Raw genomic sequence first — 18505 nt, forward strand, 5'->3', positions numbered from 1 at the left:
ACAGCCCCCGTCAGGTGCTACCAACACCTGCGGGGGCTTGACCGACGAGACCGGACGGACCCCGATCCCGTGGCTGACACCCACTTTAGCCCTGCCTCCCTGCCCGCGCACGCGACCCCGCACCCGATGGCCAATCCGGGCTACGGCAAGCGCTCGGCGCCGGACCAACACCCGTGCACGAACCACGACTTCTCGCACCTCCCGCCCCGCGAGGCGGCCGTCGCCGGGTACCTCGACCGCCTCCCCGAAGGCGCCGACATCTCGGTGAAGACCCTGGCCAAGCAACTCCCCTACGGCCAGTGCGCGCTGCGTACCGCCCTCAACCGCATCCAGGCGGCAGGCCACTTGCGGCGGGGCAGGGAACGGCTGGAGACGGAAGACGGCGGCACCCGCTGGATCACCCGATCGTGGTGGTCCCGTACCGCGCGCGACGACGCCTGGTGGGCGGCGTTCACGCGGGGCGACGTACCGGAGGTGCCGGCCGGACCCTCGCCCCGCCCCACCCGGTCCCGCGCCCACATCCTGCTCGCCGCCCTGGGCCGTACGGCGCCCGTGCTGGCGCTGTCCGCCGCCGACTGCGCCGTACTCGCGCCGCTGCTCACGGAGTGGTTCGCGCGCGGGGCGAGCGACGAAGAGGTGGTCCACGCCCTGACGGCGGGCCTGCCGACGCCGGTCCACAACCCGGCCGCGCTGGTCCGCCGCCGTCTGGTCGACAAGGTGCCACCGGAACCGGTCCCCCGTCCGGCGCCCCGGCGGCTGCTGGAGTGCGCGGAGTGCGGGGTGCCGGGGCGGCCGGAGGCGCTGCCGGGGGGCGTGTGTGCGGGCTGCCGGGGCGGGCGCGGACCGACGCGCTCCCACGCGCCCCTGGCTCCTTCGGTGGTCCAAGGCCGCGCGGCCGGGATTCGCGCTGCTATGGCGTCCACGCGACGAGAAAGGACACCCGTATGACCGCTCCTACGGTCCGACCACATCGGTCCGGGGCACGATGGAGGGGAGGAGGCAATGCCATGACCCCCAGCACCGCCCAGCGCCCGCAGATGTCCGCCGAGGACTTCGAGGAACTTGCCCGCAGGGCACCGGAGAACGTGCGGTTGGAGTTCATCAACGGCCGCGTGTACGTGAAGGGCGACCGCATCTCGGTCGAGGACTTCGAGGAGCTGGCCCACAAGGCTCCGGAGGGCGTGAAGCTCGAACTCATTGACGGAAAGCTAGAGGTCAAGCCGTTGCCGGACCAGCGTCACCGGGGCATCATCGTGTGGCTCATGCGGCTGTTCATGCAGCTGCGCCCCGAACTGGCCATCTACCCCGAGCAGCAGCTCAAGATCGGCGCTTACCGCAAGGGCCACGCCTGTGCGGACGGTGCGCTGGCGCCGTTCAACCACTTCATCGCCCAGGAAGGCGACTGGGCAGACCCCGACGGCGTCCTCATGGTCGTGGAAGTCATCTCTCGCGATCGTGACACCGACCGGCGGGACCGCGTCGACAAGGTCCGCGGTTACGCCGAGGCCGGTATCCCCGTCTACCTGCTGATCGACCGGGACGACGACACGATCGTCGTGCACAGCGACCCCAAGGACGGCCGTTACCAGCAGTCGCCCTCCTACTCCTGGGGCGCGACGGTCCAGCTCCCGCCTCCGGTCGGCATCACCCTGAACACGGAGGACCTCAAGGACTACGCCGACTGAACCGAACCCGGAAAACGCCCGAGGGCGGCACCCCCAGCCGGAAGCTGGACGTGCCGCCCTCGGTCCGTGAGGACAGGCGATCAACCCTAGGGTCGATCAGAAGTCCATGTCACCGCCCGGCATGCCGCCGCCGGCCGGCGCGGCGGCCTTCTCCGGCTTGTCGGCGATGACGGCCTCGGTGGTGAGGAACAGCGCGGCGATGGAGGCGGCGTTCTGCAGCGCGGAACGGGTCACCTTCGCCGGGTCGATGATGCCCTCGGCGACCAGGTCGACGTACTCGCCGGTCGCGGCGTTCAGGCCGTGGCCCGGGGTGAGGTTGCGGACCTTCTCCACCACGACGCCGCCCTCGAGGCCGGCGTTGACGGCGATCTGCTTCAGCGGGGCCTCGAGCGCGATGCGGACGGCGTTGGCGCCGGTCGCCTCGTCACCCTCGAGCTCCAGCTTCTCGAAGACCTGGGAGGCCTGGAGCAGGGCCACGCCACCACCGGCGACGATGCCCTCCTCGACGGCGGCCTTCGCGTTGCGGACGGCGTCCTCGATGCGGTGCTTGCGCTCCTTGAGCTCCACCTCGGTGGCCGCGCCGGCCTTGATGACCGCGACACCGCCGGCGAGCTTCGCCAGGCGCTCCTGCAGCTTCTCGCGGTCGTAGTCCGAGTCGCTGTTCTCGATCTCGGCGCGGATCTGGTTCACGCGGCCCGCGACCTGGTCCGAGGAGCCGGCGCCGTCGACGATGGTGGTCTCGTCCTTGGTGATGACGACCTTGCGGGCGCGGCCCAGGAGGTCCAGGGTCGCGTTCTCCAGCTTGAGGCCGACCTCCTCGGAGATGACCTCGCCACCGGTGAGGATGGCGATGTCGCCGAGCATGGCCTTGCGGCGGTCGCCGAAGCCCGGGGCCTTGACGGCGACGGACTTGAAGGTGCCGCGGATCTTGTTGACGACCAGGGTCGACAGGGCCTCGCCCTCGACGTCCTCGGCGATGATCAGCAGCGGCTTGCCCGACTGCATGACCTTCTCCAGCAGCGGGAGCAGGTCCTTGACCGAGGAGATCTTGGAGTTGGCGATGAGGATGTACGGGTCCTCGAGCACCGCCTCCATGCGCTCCATGTCGGTCGCGAAGTAGGCGGAGATGTAGCCCTTGTCGAAGCGCATGCCCTCGGTGAGCTCCAGCTCCAGACCGAAGGTGTTGCTCTCCTCGACGGTGATGACGCCTTCCTTGCCGACCTTGTCCATGGCCTCGGCGATCAGCTCGCCGATCTGGGTGTCGGCGGCGGAGATGGACGCGGTGGAGGCGATCTGCTCCTTGGTCTCGACGTCCTTCGCCTGCTCCAGCAGGGCGGCGGAGACGGCCTCCACGGCCTTCTCGATACCGCGCTTCAGCGCCATCGGGTTGGCGCCGGCGGCGACGTTGCGCAGGCCCTCCTTGACCAGGGCCTGGGCGAGCACGGTCGCCGTGGTCGTACCGTCACCGGCGACGTCGTCCGTCTTCTTGGCGACTTCCTTGACCAGCTCGGCGCCGATCTTCTCGTACGGGTCCTCGAGCTCGATCTCCTTGGCGATGGAGACACCGTCGTTGGTGATCGTGGGGGCGCCCCACTTCTTCTCGAGGACGACGTTGCGGCCCTTGGGGCCGAGCGTCACCTTCACGGCGTCCGCGAGCTGGTTCATGCCGCGCTCGAGGCCGCGCCGCGCCTCCTCGTCGAACGCGATGATCTTGGCCATGTGAAGTGGTCCCTCCAGGACTGGGGGTGATTCCTTCGGACCGCGCCCGCGCCCGCGACGGACGGCTCGCCGGCCTCGTGGTTCCTTGCCCCACCCAGCCCGCGGGCCTCACCGACCCGGTCCTTCACTGTCACTCTCACCTTCAGAGTGCTAACGCCAATGATTAGCACTCGGGCATGCCGAGTGCAAGCGCCTACGGGGGTACGGCGGCCCGGTCAGCCGCGCGCGAACACGGGTGATCGCCCGGCGGGACCCGGGCACGGCGAAGGGCCCGCACCCTGTGCGAGGTGCGGGCCCTTCGGCGGAAACATTCAGGCGGTGACGCGAACCATGTCGGCCTGCGGACCCTTCTGGCCCTGCGAGATCTCGAACTCGACCCGCTGGCCCTCTTCCAGGGTGCGGTAGCCGTCCATCTGAATCGCGCTGTAGTGGACGAAGACGTCCGCACCACCGTCGACCGCGATGAAGCCGTACCCCTTCTCCGCGTTGAACCACTTGACGGTGCCCTGAGCCATGCCTAACTCCCCTATTACTGGCCCTTGCACAGATCCACACTTCGCGGACCCGGGTCAGACCTCACCCCCCATTGGTCGGGGGCGTGCGCCGGAACGCGTCGACCGCGGCTGAATGTATCTGTCCAACTGCCGTCTGCAACAGGTCAATCGGACGAGAAATCTGGATGGCAACGGTCCGGAATGTGGTGAGAATTCGCCCGACTTCAGGGCAAGTCGGGCTCCATAAACCATCACAAAAGCCGCATAAAGCCCACATAGTTTGGCTGTTTCTTGTCGGGCCTGCGGCATGAATGCGGGGTTCCCGGCCTGTCCGACCGGGAGCGCGTTCCCCAACTCTACCGCGCTCAATCACACAGAATTGCCCCCTCCGCTTCTCTCACGGAGGGGGCAATCCGATGAACAACGGGTAACAGCGGTTACCCAAGGTAATGATCAGCCGCCGGCGACCGCCGGAATGATGGAGACGCCGGCGCCGTCCGGGGTGGCCGTCTCCAGGCCCTGCTCGAAGCGGACGTCGTCGTCGTTGACGTACACGTTGACGAACCGGCGCAGCTTGCCCTGGTCGTCCAGGACGCGCGCGGCGATGCCGGTGTGGTTCTTCTCCAGGTCCTCGATGACCTCGGCGAGGGTGGCGCCCTCGGCGGTCACCTCGGCCTGGCCGCCGGTGTAAGTGCGCAGGATGGTGGGGATGCGAACGGTCACGCTCATGCGAGGCCAGCCTCTCGGAAGGAGTCCAGGGTCGGACGGATGGTGGCGGTGAGCCCCGTGCCGGCCACCGCGTCCAGTGTCTTGAGGCCGTCGCCGGTGTTGAGGACCACCGTGGTCTTCGTCGGGTCCAGGACGCCGTCCTTGAGCAGCTTGCGGGTGACGCCGACGGTCACACCGCCCGCCGTCTCCGCGAAGATGCCCTCGGTGCGGGCCAGCAGCTTGATGGCGTCGACGACTTCCTCGTCCGTGACGTCCTCCACCGCGCCGCCGGTGCGGCGGGCGATGTCCAGGACGTACGGCCCGTCGGCCGGGTTGCCGATGGCGAGCGACTTGGCGATGGTGTCCGGCTTCTGCGGCCGTACCACGTCGTGCCCGGCCTTGAAGGCCGTCGACACCGGCGAGCAGCCCTCGGCCTGCGCACCGAAGATCTTGTACGGCTTGTCCTCGACCAGACCGAGCTTGATCAGCTCCTGCAGACCCTTGTCGATCTTGGTGAGCTGGGAGCCGGAGGCGATCGGGACGACGATCTGGTCGGGCAGCCGCCAGCCGAGCTGCTCGCAGATCTCGTACGCCAGCGTCTTGGAGCCCTCGGCGTAGTACGGCCGCAGGTTGACGTTGACGAAGCCCCAGCCCTCGCCGGCCGGGTCGCCGATCAGCTCGGAGCAGAAGCGGTTCACGTCGTCGTAGTTGCCCTCGATGCCGACGAGGTCGCCGCCGTAGATCGCGGCCATGACGACCTTGCCCTGCTCCAGGTCGTGCGGGATGAACACGCAGGAGCGGAAGCCGGCCCGGGCGGCGGCGGCGCCGACCGCGCCGGCGAGGTTGCCGGTGGAGGAGCAGGACAGGGTGGTGAAGCCGAAGGCGCGCGCGGCCTCCAGGGCCTGGGCGACCACCCGGTCCTTGAAGGAGTGGGTCGGGTTGCCGGAGTCGTCCTTGACGAACAGGCCGCCGGTGACGCCGAGTTCGCGGGCGAGGTTGTCGGCCCTGACGAGCTTGGTCCAGCCCGGGTTCAGGTTCGGCTTGTCGGCCACGTCCGCCGGGACGGGCAGCAGCGGGGCGTAGCGCCAGATGTTCGCCGGGCCGGACTCGATGCGGCGGCGCAGTTCCTCGGTGTCGTAGGCGGAGAAGTCGTAGGCGATCTCCAGCGGGCCGAAACACTCCTCGCAGGCGAAGACCGGGCCGAGCGGGACGCGGTGACCGCACTCGCGACAGCTCAGGGCCGCGGCGGGGCCGAGATCGACGGTGGAACTGCTGGAGCTTGCAACTGTCTGCACAGCCATGTGAGGCGAGGCCCTTTCTCCTCATCTTCCTCACGACGCATCTCGCCGTGAGACGGATTTGGCACCTTCCCTAGCCGGGAGCCTCGCGGAGCGATCAGCAGTGATCTACGAGAACCGACTGGAGGGTTGCCGGGGCTTCATCGGGCCGTGTCCCTCTGCCCCTCTGGATGAGCGGTATGCGGTTGTCGACGCACGCTGACCCCCGACATGCGATGGTCATCGGCGTTGTTCAAGACTGTAACCGAAGGCCAGGACAGTTGAGATAGTCGTCCGAACCGCGAGATGGATCACACGGTGCAGCCCGTGCGATCACGAACAGTGAGGAGCCGCAGACCGTGCTGGAAGAAGTCGAGCGCTGGCTGGCCACCCGCTCCTGGTCCGTGGCCGATCGCCCGCTCCACCGGATCCTCGCCGCCAAGCAGCGCACGGGCCAGACGATCAGCGTCGTGCTGCCCGCGCTCAACGAGGAGGAGACGGTCGGCGACATCGTCGCGGTCATCCGCCGCGACCTCGTGGAACGGGTCCCGCTCGTCGACGAGGTCGTCGTCGTCGACTCCGGCTCCACCGACCGCACCTCCCAGGTCGCCGCCGCCGCGGGCGCCCGGGTCGTTCACCGCGACGAGATCCTGCCGCGCATTCCGGCCGTCCCCGGAAAGGGCGAGGTGCTGTGGCGCTCCCTGCTGGTGACCAGCGGCGACATCATCTGCTTCATCGACGCGGACCTGAGGGACTTCTCCGCCGACTTCGTCTCCGGGATCGTCGGCCCGCTGCTCACCGACCCCGGGGTGGCCCTGGTAAAGGGCATGTACGACCGTCCGCTCGCCGGGAGCGCGGGGCAGGGCGGCCGGGTCACCGAGCTGATGGCCCGCCCGCTGCTGAACATGCACTGGCCGCAGCTCGCCGGGTTCGTGCAGCCCCTCGGCGGCGAGTACGCGGCCCGGCGCGGCCTGCTGGAGCAACTGCCGTTCCCCGTCGGGTACGGCGTGGAGCTGGGCATGCTCGTGGACGCCCTGCACCTGGTCGGCCTCGACGCGCTGGCCCAGGTGGACGTGGGCGTGCGCAAGCACCGCCACCAGGACGGCCAGGCGCTCGGCCGGATGGCCGCCGCGATCTACCGCACGGCCCAGCTCCGGCTGGCGCGCGGCCACCTCGTGCGGCCCTGCCTCACCCAGTTCGAGCGGGGCGAGGACGGCTTCGAACCGCGCACCTACTCGGTGGACACCGAGGAGCGGCCGCCGATGCTGGAGATCGCGGAGTACGCGGAACGCAAGGTGGCGTGAACGTTCGTATACGGCGGCGCGCCGGGCACGGCCGTACGTTTGAGCGTTTCCGGGCGGGGCTAGGTTGAGGACCATGGCTTCCACGGATGCTGCTGCCAAGAATGCTCAGGTGCTGGTCGCGTCCAACCGCGGCCCGGTTTCGTACGCGGTGGACGACAGCGGTGCGCTGCGCGCCAAGCGGGGCGGCGGCGGGCTGGTCTCGGGCCTGTCCGCCATCGGCTCGGACGCGGACTCCCTGTGGGTGTGCGCGGCGCTCGGCGACGGCGACCGCGAGGCCGTACGGCGGGCCGGCGGCGGGCTGCTGCCGGCCGAGGACAGCGGCGGGCAGCGGGTGCGGATGCTGGACATCGACGCGCGCGTGCACGCGGACGCCTACAACGGCATCGCCAACTCGGTGCTGTGGTTCGTGCACCACATGCTGTACCAGACCCCGCTGGAGCCGGTCTTCGACGCGGAGTTCCGCCGGCAGTGGGCGTCGTACGAGACCTACAACCGCGCGTTCGCCGAGGCGCTGGCCGAGGCGGCGGCCGACGGCGCCGCCGTCCTCGTCCAGGACTACCACCTGTGCCTGGTCCCCGGCATGCTCCGCGAACTGCGCCCGGACCTGCGGATCGGGCACTTCTCGCACACGCCGTGGGCGCCGCCCGAGTACTTCCGGCTGCTCCCCGGCGACATCCGCGAGCAGCTGATGGCGGGCATGCTCGGCGCCGACCGGGTGGCGTTCCTGACCCGGCGCTGGGCGGACGCGTTCCGGGACTGCGCGCAGGCCTTCCTGGGGTCCGGGATGCCCGCGGGCACGCGGATCGGCGTGCACGGGCTGGGCGCGGACGGGGACTTCCTGCGCAAGCGGGCGCACGAGCCGGACGTCGAGGAGCGGATGGCGGCGCTGCGCGAGGAGATCGGCGCGGGCCGCCGGACGATCGTCCGCGTCGACCGCACCGAGCTGTCCAAGAACATCGTGCGCGGCCTGCTGGCCTACCGGCAGCTGCTCGAGGACCACCCCGAGTGGCGGGAGCGGGTGGTGCACGTCGCGTTCGCGTATCCGTCGCGGCAGGACCTCGCCGTGTACCGGGACTACACCGCCGCCGTGCAGCGGGTGGCCGAGGAGATCAACTCCGCGTACGGCACGCCCGGCTGGACGCCGGTGGTGCTGCACGTCAAGGACGACTTCGCGCGCTCGCTGGCCGCCTACCGGCTCGCCGACGTGGCCCTGGTCAACCCCATCCGGGACGGCATGAACCTGGTCGCCAAGGAGGTGCCGGTCGTCTCCGACGAGGGCTGCGCACTGGTGCTGTCCCGGGAGGCGGGCGCGTACGAGGAGCTGGGCCCGCACGCGTTCGCGGTCAACCCCTACGACGTGCTGGAGACCGCGCGGGCGCTGCACGAGGCGCTGAGCCTGCCGGACGCGGAGCGGGCGGAGCGGTCGAAACGGCTGGCCGACGCGGCCACCGCGCTGCCGCCCGCCCGCTGGTTCCTGGACCAGCTGCGGGCACTCCAGGAACTTCAGCCGAGCTGAGCCCTTCAGCCGAGCTGAGCCGCGAGCGTCCGCAGCAGGTGTACGACACCGGCCGGGCCGTCGACCACCATGTCGGCCCGCTCCGCCAGTTCCGTGACCTCCGTGCTGCCGCTGCACACCAGCAGGCCGGGGACGCCGTCGGAGCGGAGCTTGTCGACGGCGGCGAAGGCGGGCAGGTCGCCGAGGTCGTCACCGGCGTAGACGACGCACTCGGCGCCGGTCCTGCGGACGTGGTCGGCGAGCGCCACGCCCTTGTCCATGCCCGGCGGGCGCAGCTCCAGCACCATGCGGCCGGGCTCGACGATCAGTCCGTGCCGGGCGGCGAGGTCGGTGAGGGGGCCGCGCAGCGCCTCGAACGCGGCCTGCGGGTCTGCGGCGCGGCGGGTGTGCACCGCGACCGCCCGGCCCTTCTCCTCGATCCACGTGCCGGGCCAGGCGCCGGCGCGGTCCAGCACGCCCGGCAGTTCGGCGCGGGCCGCCGCGACGCCGGGGTGCGGGGCCGGGGCGGTGACGGTGCCGGTGACCGCGTCCCAGCGTTCGGCGCCGTAGTGGCCGAGGACGGTCAGATGCTCCAGGCCGGGGACGCCGGCGAAGCCGCCGTAGCGGACGGCGACGCCGGCCGGGCGGCCGGTGATCACCGTGACGGACGCGACCTTCGGGGCGAGGGCCGCGAGTGCGGGGACGGCTTCGGGGTGGGCGCGGGCCTGCTCGGGGTCGGCGACGATGGGGGCCAGCGTGCCGTCGAAGTCCAGGCCGACCAGCGCTGCGCCGGGCTTGGCGAGCAAGGCAGCGAGTCCGGCCTGGCCGGGGTGGGTCTGCGGGGTGGGCAGAGCGTCCATACAGCGACACTATCCAAGCTCGGGCGCGCTCACTCCTGGGGCTCCGCGGAGGGCTCCGCCACCGGGCCCTGTTTCGCCCACCCGCCGAGCCACGCGGGGCCGTGCGCGCGTGCAGGTACGCCGTGGCTGGTCGCGCAGTTCCCCGCGCCCCTTCGGGCCCCGCACCGGCTCAGCGTTCTGCTCTGCGGGACTCCCTCACCCTCCGCAGGCGGTTCACCGTCACCGGGTCCGCCGCGAGGGCTCGCTCGTCGTCCAGGAGGGCGTTGAGGAGCTGGTAGTAGCGGACCGGGGACAGGCCGAGCTGCTCGCGTATCGCGCGCTCCTTCGCGCCGGGGCCGGGGAAGCCGCGGCGCTCCAGGGCGAGGATGGCGTGTTCGCGCGGGCCGAGTTCCATGGCAGCCACCGTAGCGCCGGGCACTGACAGCGGCGGTCAGCTGCTGGCGCCGCTGTCCGCCGCCGTGGCCGTGGCCTGGAGGCGGCTGAGGACGCCGGCGGGGTCGCCGCCGGGGGCGACGGCCTGGCCGACGTTCTGCTTCACGGCCGCGCTGACCGTCGCCCACGAGGTCTTGCCGACGGGGTACAGCTCGGAGGTGGGCAGCTGGTCGAGGAAGGGGTGCAGGGGCTTGTCGGAGGCGGCGTCCGACTCGCTCATCGCCGTCGAGGCGGAGCCGGTGACCGGCAGCAGGCCGTACTCGCGGGAGAAGGCGAGGACGTTCTTCTCGCTGTAGACGAAGTCGAGGAAGTCGCCGATCTGGTCGCGGTGGCCGTTCTGCCGGAAGGCCATCATCCAGTCGGTGACGCCCATGGAGGCGCGGGCCGGGCCGGTGCGTCCCGGTGTCGGCACCATGCCGAACTTCACGCCCTTCTTCTCGGCCTGCCGGATCAGCGTGGGGTGCCCGTTGAGCATGCCGACCTGGCCGTCGGCGAACGCGGCGAAGGCGTCCGCGCGGTTCAGCCTGCCGGGTGCGACCGGCCCGGTCAGGCCCTTGCCGACCAGGTCGTCCTTGAGCCAGGTGAAGGTCTGGACGTTCGGCGCGGAGTCGATGGTGTAGGTGCCGATGCCGTCGGTGTAGCCGTCGCCGTCGTTGTCGGAGCCGGCGCCGCTGAGCATCCACTGCATGGTCTCGGCCTGGGCCTCCTCGGGGCCGAGGGGGAGCGCGAAGGGGTACTTCACGCCCTTGGCCTTGAGGGCCCCGGCGTCGGCGGCCAGTTCGTCCCAGGTGGTGGGCGGGGTGATGCCGGCCTTGGCGAACAGGGTCTTGTTGTAGAAGAGCACGCGCGTGGAGGCGGCGAACGGGATGCCGTACTGCGTGTGGTTCCACTGCCCGGCCTCGGAGAGCTGGGAGAGGAAGTCGGCCTGGGTGCGTATGGAGAGCAGGTCGGAGGCCGGGTAGAGCTTGCCGGCGGCCGCGTAGTCGGCGTAGGCGCCGATCTGGGCCAGGTCGGGGGCGTGGCCGGCGGCGACCATGTCCTTCACCTTGGCGTCGACGTCGTTCCAGGAGTAGACGCTGACGTCGATCTTCACGCCGGGGTGCTTCGACTCGTACTCCTCGGCCAGGGAGTCCCAGTACTTCTTGGAGCTGTCGGCCGGGGAGTCGCCGTAGTCGGCGGCGACGAGTCTGAGGGTGACGCCGGAGGAGCCCGTGCTCCCGCAGCCGCCGAGAACCGCCGTCATGCCCAGTGCGGACACCACCGCGATCGTTCCTGCCGTACGCCGACGCACCCTCAAAACCCCAACCTTGCCGTCTGACCGTTCAACATGTGGACACATAAGGTCTACACCACGTGAGTGGACTAGACCTCTCATGGGTGGGAGGGCCACACTAGGGACCGTGGTGAGACATGTCATCGCCCTCGACGTGGGCGGTACCGGGATGAAGGCCGCCCTCGTCGGCGACGACGGCGGGCTGCTCCACCGCGCCCGCCGCGCCACCGGACGCGAGCGCGGACCGGACGCGGTGGTCGCGGAGATCCTCGACTTCGCCGCCGAGCTGCACGCGTACGGCCTCGCGCACCACGGCGAGGCCGCCGCAGCTGCCGGCATCGCGGTCCCCGGCATCGTGGACGAGGAGCGGGGCATCGCCGCCTACGCGGCCAACCTCGGCTGGCGGGACGTACCGCTGCGCGCCCTGCTCGCCGAGCGGCTCGGCATCCCGGTCGCCCTCGGCCACGACGTGCGCACCGGCGGGCTCGCCGAGGGCCGGATCGGCGCGGGCCGGGGCGCCGACCGGTTCCTGTTCGTGCCGCTCGGCACCGGCATCGCCGGCGCCATCGGCATCGACGGGCGGGTGGAGGCGGGCGCGCACGGCTTCGCGGGCGAGATCGGCCATGTCGTCGTACGGCCCGGCGGGCTGCGCTGCCCCTGCGGGCAGCGCGGCTGCCTGGAGCGGTACGCCTCCGGGTCCGCCGTGAGCGAGGCGTGGGCCGCGGCCTGCGGGGACCCGGAAGCGGACGCCGCCGACTGTGCCAAGGCCGTCGCGTCCGGCGACCCGAACGCCGTCCGGGTGTGGCAGGAGGCGGTCGAGGCGCTCGCCGACGGCCTGGTCACCGCGCTCACCCTGCTGGACCCGCGCACCCTGATCATCGGCGGCGGGCTCGCCGAGGCCGGCGACGTGCTGTTCCGGCCGCTGCGGGACGCCGTCCGGCGGCGGGTCACCTTCCAGAAACTCCCGGGCATCGTCCCGGCGGCGCTGGGGGACACGGCCGGCTGCCTCGGCGCGGGTCTGCTGGCCCGCGATCTCCTCGACCCCACCGACCCCTCGGAGGTAACCGCCTGATGGCTCCCAGCTTGGTTCTCACAGGTGCTCGGGTGGTGCTGCCCAGCGGAGTGGTGGACGACGGGCGTGTGTCCGTCGAGGGGACGCGGATCGTGGCCCGGACCGCCGACAGCGCCCCGGTGATCGACGTGTCCGGGCACTGGCTGATTCCCGGCTTCGTCGACATCCACAACCACGGCGGCGGCGGAGCCTCCTTCTCCGGCACCGCCGACGACGTCCTCACGGCCGTCCGCACGCACCGCGCGCACGGCACCACCACCCTGGTCGCCTCCACCGTCACCGACGAGATGGACCTGCTGGTGCGGCAGGCCGGGAAGCTGAGCGAACTGGCCGAGCAGGGAGAGATCGCCGGCATCCACTTCGAGGGGCCGTTCATCTCGCCGTGCCGCAAGGGCGCGCACTCCGAGGCGCTGCTGCGCGACCCGGACCCGGCCGAGGTCCGCAAGCTGATCGACGCGGCGCGCGGCCGGGCGGCGATGGTCACGCTCGCCACCGAGCTGCCCGGCGGCGTCGACTCGGTACGGCTGCTCGCCGAGCACGGCGTGATCGCGGCGATCGGGCACACGGACGCCACGTACGAGCAGACGGTGGAGGCGATCGACGCGGGCGCGACGGTCGCCACCCACCTGTTCAACGCGATGCCCGCGCTGGGCCACCGCGCCCCCGGGCCCATCGCGGCGCTGCTGGAGGACGAGCGAGTCACGGTCGAGCTGATCAACGACGGCACGCATCTGCACCCGGCCGCGCTCCAGCTGGCCTTCCACCACGCGGGTGCGGACCGGGTCGCGTTCATCACGGACGCCATGGACGCGGCCGGCACCGGCGACGGCCGCTACATGCTCGGCCCGCTGGAGGTCGAGGTCAGCGACGGCGTGGCCCGGCTGGTGGAGGGCGGCTCGATCGCGGGCTCCACGCTCACCCTGGACCGCGCGTTCCAGCGGGCGGTGACCGTGGACGGGCTGCCGGTGCAGGACGCCGTCACCGCCCTGTCCGCCAACCCGGCCCGGCTGCTGGGACTGTTCGACCGCATCGGCTCCCTGGAGCCCGGCAAGGACGCCGACCTGCTGCTGGTGGACGCGGACTTCGGCCTCAAGGGCGTCATGCGGCGGGGCGAGTGGGTGGTCACCCCGCCCCAACTGGCCTGATCCGCCCGCATTCTCCCCGGGCGGCGGCCTGCTCACGACTGGGCGGGCCGCCGTCTGTTTGGCATGATCGTGGACCCGGAAACCGATGGCAGGCGCGGGTGACGTGCCGCAGGGACTTCGAGGGAGGCCGGCCCGGGTGATCCTCACGGTCACGCTGAACACCGCTCTCGACCTCACCTACCGCGTGCGGTCGCTGCGCCCGCACGCCTCGCACCGGGTGTCGGAGGTCGTCGAGCGGGCCGGCGGCAAGGGAGTGAACGTGGCCCGGGTGCTGGCGGCGCTCGGGCACGAGGTGACGGTCACCGGGTTCGCGGGCGGCGGCACCGGGCGGGAGATACGCGACCGGCTGGCCGGCGTGCCCGGCCTGACCGACGCCCTCGTCCCCGTCTCCGGCCCGACCCGGCGCACGATCGCGGTCGTCGACGAACTGTCCGGCGACACCACCCAGTTGAACGAGCCCGGCCCGCAGATCGCACCCGCCGAGTGGGGCGCCTTCCTCGACCGCTACGACGAACTCCTGCCGTCCGCCTCGGCGGTGGCCCTGTGCGGCAGCCTGCCCCCGGGCGTGCCGGTGGGGGCGTACGCGAACCTCGTCCGGGTCGCCCGCGCCCACCGGGTCCCCGTCCTGCTGGACACCAGCGGCGAACCGCTGCGCCGCGGCGTGGCCGCCCGCCCCGACCTGGTCAAACCCAACGCCGGGGAACTGGCCGAACTCACCGGCTCGCACGAGCCGCTGCGCGCCACCCAGGACGCGCGCCGGCGCGGCGCCCACGCGGTCGTGGCCTCCCTCGGCCCGCAGGGCCTGCTGGCGGTCACCCCGGAGGGCCGCTGGCGCGCCGCCCCGCCGGCCGCGGTGCGCGGCAACCCGACCGGCGCGGGCGACTCGGCGGTGGCGGGCCTGCTGTCCGGGCTCGTCCAGCAGCTCCCCTGGCCGGACCGCCTGGCCCGCGCGGCCGCCCTGTCGGCGGCGACCGTACGAGCGCCCGCGGCGGGCGAGTTCGACCGGCCGGTGTACGAGGAGCTGCTGGCGCGGGTGACGGTGACCGGGGTGGTCAGCGCGGCCTAGGCCCTGCCGTCAGGACCTAGCCGTGCAGCGTGTGCTCGCCCTGCTGGAGCCAGAGCTGGTCGATCAGGGCGTTGCACTGGTCGCCGGGCTGGCAGGAGATGGAGATCGTGTTCGAGCCCTTGTTGAGGGTGGGGTACACGTAGGTCGTCGTCCAGCCGTTGGCGTAGTCGCCGTCCTTGGCGTGGGTGTAGTTCTTCAGCGGCAGTCCGGTGGCGAACGGCTTGCCGTTGATGCTGACCGTCATCTTCTGGTCCGGGCCGGCCACGCTGAAGTGCGTGAACAGGGTGTACTCGCCCTGCGCGGGGACGTTGTCGACGCTCCAGGTGATCGAGGCGCCGACCTGGTTCAGGCCGCCCACGTAGGAGCCGTCGGAGCTCTGCGCGCCCTTGACGTCCGAGGCCTTCGCCGCGCCGCCCGCCAGCTGGACGCCGTCGGCGGCCGCGTCGGTCTTCAGCTCGTCGTTCGCCGGCGTGGCGTTGTTCGACGGGCTCGGGCTGTGGCTCTGGGACTGGCTGGCGGCCGTGCTGGGCTGGGACTCGTTCTTCTTGTCGTCCGGGTTGCCGTTGAGCATGGCGACGCCGATGCCGATGACGACCGCGGCGACCACCGCGACCGCGCCGATCAGCAGGCCCTTGGTGTTCGGGCCGCGGCGGCCCGGCGCGGGGGGCGCGGAGCGGGGGGCGCTCGGCGGGGCGCCGCCGGGGAGGGTCTCCGGGGCCTGGTAGTAGGCGTTCGGCTGGCCGTAACCGGCCTGCTGCTGCGGCATCGTCGGCTGGCCGTACGCCGGCTGCTGCTGGCCGTACTGCCGCTCGCCCACCGTGCGCACTCTGCTGACCGAGTTCGGGTAGCCGTAACCGCCGGACGGCGGCTGAGCCCCTCTGGCCTGACCGTCGGCGTACAGGTAGCCGAACGGGTCGTCGTCCTCGGGCGTGCTCGGGCCGTTTTCGCCGGGCGTCATCCCTAGGTCTCCTCAGCGGGTGCGGGTGGATGCGGTACAGGTCTGGAAGTGCGAGCCTACCCGCTCTCGCTGGCCCAAACGGGTGACTCAGACCGCATCAGCACGCTGACCTGGGGATCACCCGGCACGTCGGTGCTGTTTGGGACGAGATCGTTTCTCTACGTACATCCGCTCGTCGGCGGACTTCAACACTTCGTCCGCCGTCATGCCGCAGTGCGCCCATCCGATGCCGAAGCTGGCGCCCACCCGGACCGCCCGGCCCTCGGCCCGGATGGGCTGGATGATCTCGTTGCGCAGCCGTACGGCGAGGTCCTGGGCGTCGGCCCGGCCGAGCCCGTCGGCGAGGATCACGAACTCGTCGCCGCCGAGCCGGGCGACCGTGTCGCCGTCCCGGACCCCGCGCGAGAGCCGGCGCGCGACCTCGATGAGGACCGCGTCGCCCGCGTTGTGCCCGAACCGGTCGTTGATCGACTTGAAGCCGTCGAGGTCGCAGAAGAGCACCGCGAGCCCCTTGGTGCCGTCGTCGCGGCCGTCCTCCGGGGCGACGGTGTGCACATGGTGGTCGTACGCGTCGTAGCCGTCCGTGCCCGGCCGGAAGTCGAAGCCGTGGCCCGCGGGCATGTCGAAGGCGGGGTGGCTGTAGGCCGCGTCCAGGGACTCCAGCTCGGCGTGGGCCGGGCGCCGGCACAGCCGGGCCGCGAGGCGCGAGCGCAGCTCGGCGGAGTTCGGCAGGCCGGTGAGGGAGTCGTGGGAGGCGCGGTGGGCGAGCTGCAGCTCGCGGCGCTTGCGCTCCTCTATGTCCTCGACGTGGGTCAGCAGGAAGCGGGGGCCGTCGGCGGCGTCCGCGACGACGGAGTTGCGCAGCGACACCCAGACGTACGTGCCGTCCCGGCGGCCCAGGCGCAGCTCGGCGCGGCCGCCCTCCGCCGAGGTCCGCAGCAGGGTGCCGATGTCCTCGGGGTGGACCAGGTCGGAGAAGGAGTAGCGGCGCATCGCGGAGGCGGGGCGGCCCAGCAGGCGGCACAGGGCGTCGTTGGTGCGCAGGATGCGGCCGTGCTGCTCGCCGCCCATCTCGGCGATCGCCATGCCGGAGGGCGCGTACTCGAATGCCTGCCTGAAGCTTTCCTCGCTCGCCCGCAGGGCCTGCTGCTCGCGCTCCAGGCGGACGAGGGCGCGCTGCATGTTGGCGCGCAGACGCGCGTTGCTGATCGCGATGGCGGCCTGGAAGGCGTACATCTGCAGGGCCTCGCGGCCCCAGGCGCCGGGCCGCCGGCCGTTGCGCGGCCGGTCGACGGATATGACGCCGAGCAGCTCACCGGAGCCGCCGCCCTGCACGCCCGGCGCGTACATGGGGGCGAAGAGGCGGTCGGAGGGGTGCCACTCGTCCTCGAAGCGCGGCGCGGGCCCGTCGGTGAACCACTGCGGTACGTCGTCGTCGTCCAGCACCCAGCCCTCGGTGTGCGGGATGAAGACCAGGTCTCCCCAGCGCTCGCCCATGGTCAGCCGCCGCTCCCAGGACTCGCGGGAGCCGACCCGGCCGGTGATCAGGGCCTCGGCGGCGGAGTTCCCGGCGAACGCGGCGACGACGAGGTCGCCGTCGGGACGGACCAGGTTCACGCACGCCATCTCGTACCCGAGGGCGTGCACGGCGCCGTCGGCGACGGTCTGCAGTGTGTCGGCCAGGCTGCGTGCCGTGTTCATGTCGGCCATGACCTGGTGCAGCTGTCGCAGGGACGCAAGGCGGACATACGGCTCCGACTCGGTCTCCATGCTCGCCCTCCCCCCGAGACCTCGCAGCGAATCAAGGGTTGTCTTCGGCGCTACTTAAGGGTTGCCTCTTACGGTGCTTTGCAGTTCCCCGCCACTGAATCACAGCGCGCTGCCCACTCGGTACACAGGGTCAACAATTCCTGCCCCTTGTGACTCAAGTCACAGGTGAACGTGAACAATTGGGTGGAGTTTCCGCGTTTCTCCCGTGCCTTTCCTGAACGCATGCTTTGTACGTGCGTTCACATCATGCACACACGGGTCGTCCGCTGGACCTAGGACCAGGCTCGGGCGGAGGCCCGATGCGGCCCGCGAACGGCGCAGACTAGCGTTTCCGGTGTGCTGAACAGTCCTTACCCCACCGCCCTCGCCGCTTCCGGGCATGCTGAGGGGGTGAGCAACGACGAGTTCCGGGCCGCGATGTCCCGACTGGCCGCCGGGGTGGTCCTGGTGACCGCCCAGGAGCCGCCGCTGGACCCCGACGACCCGGACGCGCCGGGCACGGAGGACGTCGGCATGACCGCCACCGCCTTCATGTCCGTCTCCCTCGACCCGCCGCTGGTCCTGGTGAGCCTGCGCACGGGCGCCCGCATGGACGACCTGCTCGACGAGCAGCCCCTGTGGGCGGTGTCGGTCCTCGCCGAGAGCCAGCGGCACATCGCCGGCCGCTTCGCCATGAAGGGCCGCATCAGCGACCGGCTGCTCTTCGAGGACATCCCCTACGTCCGCGGCGAGGTCACCAACGCCCCGCTGGTCGGCGGGGCGCTCGCCACGCTGGAGTGCCGCACCGAGCAGCGGGTGACGGCCGGCGACCACACCCTGGTCATCGGCCGCGTCCTGACCGCCCGGGTACCGAGCGCGGAGGGCGGCCCCCTGCTGTACTTCCGGGGCCGCTACCGGCAGTTGAGCTGAGCGCCGGCGGGCTGGTTGCGGCCGCTACCGGTAGTGGGGCCGAGCCCCGGCAGGCTGGTTGCGGCCGCTATAGCGGTAGTGGGGCCGAGCACTCGCATCCCGGTCCCCCGCCGCTATCAGCTCGGGCGAGCACCCGTAACCCGTTTCCCCCACCGCTACCGGCTCGGGCCGAGCACCCGCAGCCCAGTCACCGGCCGCTGGCGGCAGTGGGGCCGAGCACCCGTAACCCGGTCCTCGTCGTTACCGGTAGTGGGCCGGCCCCGTCACCCGGTTTCCCACTGCTACCGGCAGACGGGCCGAACACCCGTAACCCGACCCCCGCTACCGGCAAACGGGCC

Annotated in this window: 17 protein-coding genes and 1 riboswitch; of the genes, 8 read left to right on the top strand and 9 right to left on the bottom strand. The window is 71.6% G+C overall.

Translation table 11 applies throughout. From position 1 onward, the window contains the following. The first annotated feature begins 126 nt into the window (after positions 1-126). Positions 127-948, top strand: coding sequence for a hypothetical protein (locus ACGFZN_RS12615; protein ID WP_393858578.1), 822 nt, complete (start codon positions 127-129; stop codon positions 946-948). A 59-nt stretch (positions 949-1007) separates the two neighbouring features. Continuing rightward, positions 1008-1685, top strand: coding sequence for a Uma2 family endonuclease (locus tag ACGFZN_RS12620; protein WP_393858442.1), 678 nt, complete (start codon positions 1008-1010; stop codon positions 1683-1685). Between the two features lie 96 nt (positions 1686-1781). Here the strand turns inward: ACGFZN_RS12620 and groL are convergent, their stop codons facing one another. The 4 genes from groL to thrC all read right to left on the bottom strand — a co-directional run bounded on the left by groL (position 1782) and on the right by thrC (position 5907). Next, positions 1782-3404, bottom strand: coding sequence for a chaperonin GroEL (groL, locus tag ACGFZN_RS12625; protein ID WP_393858443.1), 1623 nt, complete (start codon positions 3402-3404; stop codon positions 1782-1784). A gap of 311 nt (positions 3405-3715) precedes the next feature. Next, entirely contained in the window at positions 3716-3919 is a 204-nt protein-coding gene (locus ACGFZN_RS12630; protein ID WP_004986573.1) for a cold-shock protein, read from the bottom strand. Positions 3920-4351: 432 nt separating this feature from the next. Continuing rightward, positions 4352-4627, bottom strand: coding sequence for a ubiquitin-like small modifier protein 1 (locus ACGFZN_RS12635; RefSeq protein WP_330339203.1), 276 nt, complete (start codon positions 4625-4627; stop codon positions 4352-4354). Continuing rightward, positions 4624-5907: a threonine synthase gene (gene thrC / locus ACGFZN_RS12640; protein WP_393858444.1), complete on the bottom strand. Its 1284-nt coding sequence runs from the start codon at positions 5905-5907 to the stop codon at positions 4624-4626. The genes ACGFZN_RS12635 and thrC overlap by 4 nt, the downstream gene beginning before the upstream one ends. 18 nt (positions 5908-5925) lie before the next feature. Further along, positions 5926-6081: riboswitch (SAM riboswitch) on the bottom strand. Positions 6082-6242: 161 nt separating this feature from the next. On the opposite strand from thrC, the gene ACGFZN_RS12645 reads away from it, so the two are divergent. Together ACGFZN_RS12645 and ACGFZN_RS12650 are read left to right on the top strand one after the other, a co-directional pair. Then, the gene (locus ACGFZN_RS12645; protein ID WP_393858445.1) at positions 6243-7187 is read left to right on the top strand and encodes a glucosyl-3-phosphoglycerate synthase; all 945 of its coding nucleotides are present in this window, start codon (positions 6243-6245) and stop codon (positions 7185-7187) included. A 73-nt stretch (positions 7188-7260) separates the two neighbouring features. Next, positions 7261-8703 (top strand): trehalose-6-phosphate synthase, encoded by a 1443-nt coding sequence (locus tag ACGFZN_RS12650; RefSeq protein ID WP_393858446.1) that lies wholly within the window; start codon positions 7261-7263, stop codon positions 8701-8703. Positions 8704-8708: 5 nt separating this feature from the next. Here ACGFZN_RS12650 and otsB read toward each other — a convergent pair whose 3' ends face one another. The 3 genes from otsB to ACGFZN_RS12665 all read right to left on the bottom strand — a co-directional run bounded on the left by otsB (position 8709) and on the right by ACGFZN_RS12665 (position 11235). Beyond that, positions 8709-9542 carry a trehalose-phosphatase gene (otsB, locus tag ACGFZN_RS12655; protein WP_393858447.1) on the bottom strand — a complete coding sequence of 278 codons (834 nt, stop codon included), beginning with the start codon at positions 9540-9542 and terminating at the stop codon, positions 8709-8711. Positions 9543-9711: 169 nt separating this feature from the next. Beyond that, entirely contained in the window at positions 9712-9936 is a 225-nt protein-coding gene (locus tag ACGFZN_RS12660; RefSeq protein WP_330339198.1) for a DUF3263 domain-containing protein, read from the bottom strand. 36 nt (positions 9937-9972) lie between these two features. Then, entirely contained in the window at positions 9973-11235 is a 1263-nt protein-coding gene (locus tag ACGFZN_RS12665; RefSeq protein WP_393858448.1) for an extracellular solute-binding protein, read from the bottom strand. Positions 11236-11377: 142 nt separating this feature from the next. On the opposite strand from ACGFZN_RS12665, the gene ACGFZN_RS12670 reads away from it, so the two are divergent. From ACGFZN_RS12670 to ACGFZN_RS12680, 3 genes are all read left to right on the top strand, one after another. Then, positions 11378-12319, top strand: a complete 942-nt coding sequence (locus ACGFZN_RS12670) for an ROK family protein (RefSeq protein ID WP_393858579.1) — start codon at positions 11378-11380, stop codon at positions 12317-12319. Beyond that, positions 12319-13464, top strand: coding sequence for an N-acetylglucosamine-6-phosphate deacetylase (gene nagA, locus ACGFZN_RS12675; RefSeq protein ID WP_393858449.1), 1146 nt, complete (start codon positions 12319-12321; stop codon positions 13462-13464). The genes ACGFZN_RS12670 and nagA overlap by 1 nt, the downstream gene beginning before the upstream one ends. A gap of 136 nt (positions 13465-13600) precedes the next feature. Beyond that, positions 13601-14530, top strand: coding sequence for a 1-phosphofructokinase family hexose kinase (locus ACGFZN_RS12680; protein ID WP_393858450.1), 930 nt, complete (start codon positions 13601-13603; stop codon positions 14528-14530). 16 nt (positions 14531-14546) lie between these two features. On the opposite strand, the gene ACGFZN_RS12685 is transcribed toward ACGFZN_RS12680, so the two are convergent. Next, a complete protein-coding gene (locus ACGFZN_RS12685) occupies positions 14547-15488 on the bottom strand; it encodes a carbohydrate-binding protein (RefSeq protein ID WP_393858451.1) in 942 nt (313 codons plus the stop codon). A gap of 117 nt (positions 15489-15605) precedes the next feature. Next, entirely contained in the window at positions 15606-17258 is a 1653-nt protein-coding gene (gene cdgB / locus ACGFZN_RS12690; RefSeq protein ID WP_393858452.1) for a diguanylate cyclase CdgB, read from the bottom strand. Positions 17259-17594: 336 nt separating this feature from the next. On the opposite strand from cdgB, the gene ACGFZN_RS12695 reads away from it, so the two are divergent. Then, complete coding sequence (locus ACGFZN_RS12695; RefSeq protein WP_393858453.1) at positions 17595-18167, top strand: flavin reductase family protein; 573 nt, start codon at positions 17595-17597, stop codon at positions 18165-18167. Positions 18168-18505: the final 338 nt, after the last annotated feature.

It is taken from the genome of Streptomyces sp. NPDC048192 (assembly GCF_043202415.1).
In the GTDB taxonomy this organism is placed as follows: domain Bacteria; phylum Actinomycetota; class Actinomycetes; order Streptomycetales; family Streptomycetaceae; genus Streptomyces.

Excerpts from the sequence above, each read along its gene's own strand:
- ACGFZN_RS12615 (WP_393858578.1), top strand. The coding sequence starts at position 127 with ATGGCCAATCCGGGCTACGGCAAGCGCTCGGCGCCGGACCAACACCCG.
- ACGFZN_RS12620 (WP_393858442.1), top strand. The coding sequence starts at position 1,008 with ATGACCCCCAGCACCGCCCAGCGCCCGCAGATGTCCGCCGAGGACTTC.
- groL (WP_393858443.1), bottom strand. The coding sequence starts at position 3,404 with ATGGCCAAGATCATCGCGTTCGACGAGGAGGCGCGGCGCGGCCTCGAG.
- ACGFZN_RS12630 (WP_004986573.1), bottom strand. The coding sequence starts at position 3,919 with ATGGCTCAGGGCACCGTCAAGTGGTTCAACGCGGAGAAGGGGTACGGC.
- ACGFZN_RS12635 (WP_330339203.1), bottom strand. The coding sequence starts at position 4,627 with ATGAGCGTGACCGTTCGCATCCCCACCATCCTGCGCACTTACACCGGC.
- thrC (WP_393858444.1), bottom strand. The coding sequence starts at position 5,907 with ATGGCTGTGCAGACAGTTGCAAGCTCCAGCAGTTCCACCGTCGATCTC.
- ACGFZN_RS12650 (WP_393858446.1), top strand. The coding sequence starts at position 7,261 with ATGGCTTCCACGGATGCTGCTGCCAAGAATGCTCAGGTGCTGGTCGCG.
- otsB (WP_393858447.1), bottom strand. The coding sequence starts at position 9,542 with ATGGACGCTCTGCCCACCCCGCAGACCCACCCCGGCCAGGCCGGACTC.
- ACGFZN_RS12660 (WP_330339198.1), bottom strand. The coding sequence starts at position 9,936 with ATGGAACTCGGCCCGCGCGAACACGCCATCCTCGCCCTGGAGCGCCGC.
- nagA (WP_393858449.1), top strand. The coding sequence starts at position 12,319 with ATGGCTCCCAGCTTGGTTCTCACAGGTGCTCGGGTGGTGCTGCCCAGC.
- ACGFZN_RS12685 (WP_393858451.1), bottom strand. The coding sequence starts at position 15,488 with ATGACGCCCGGCGAAAACGGCCCGAGCACGCCCGAGGACGACGACCCG.
- cdgB (WP_393858452.1), bottom strand. The coding sequence starts at position 17,258 with ATGGAGACCGAGTCGGAGCCGTATGTCCGCCTTGCGTCCCTGCGACAG.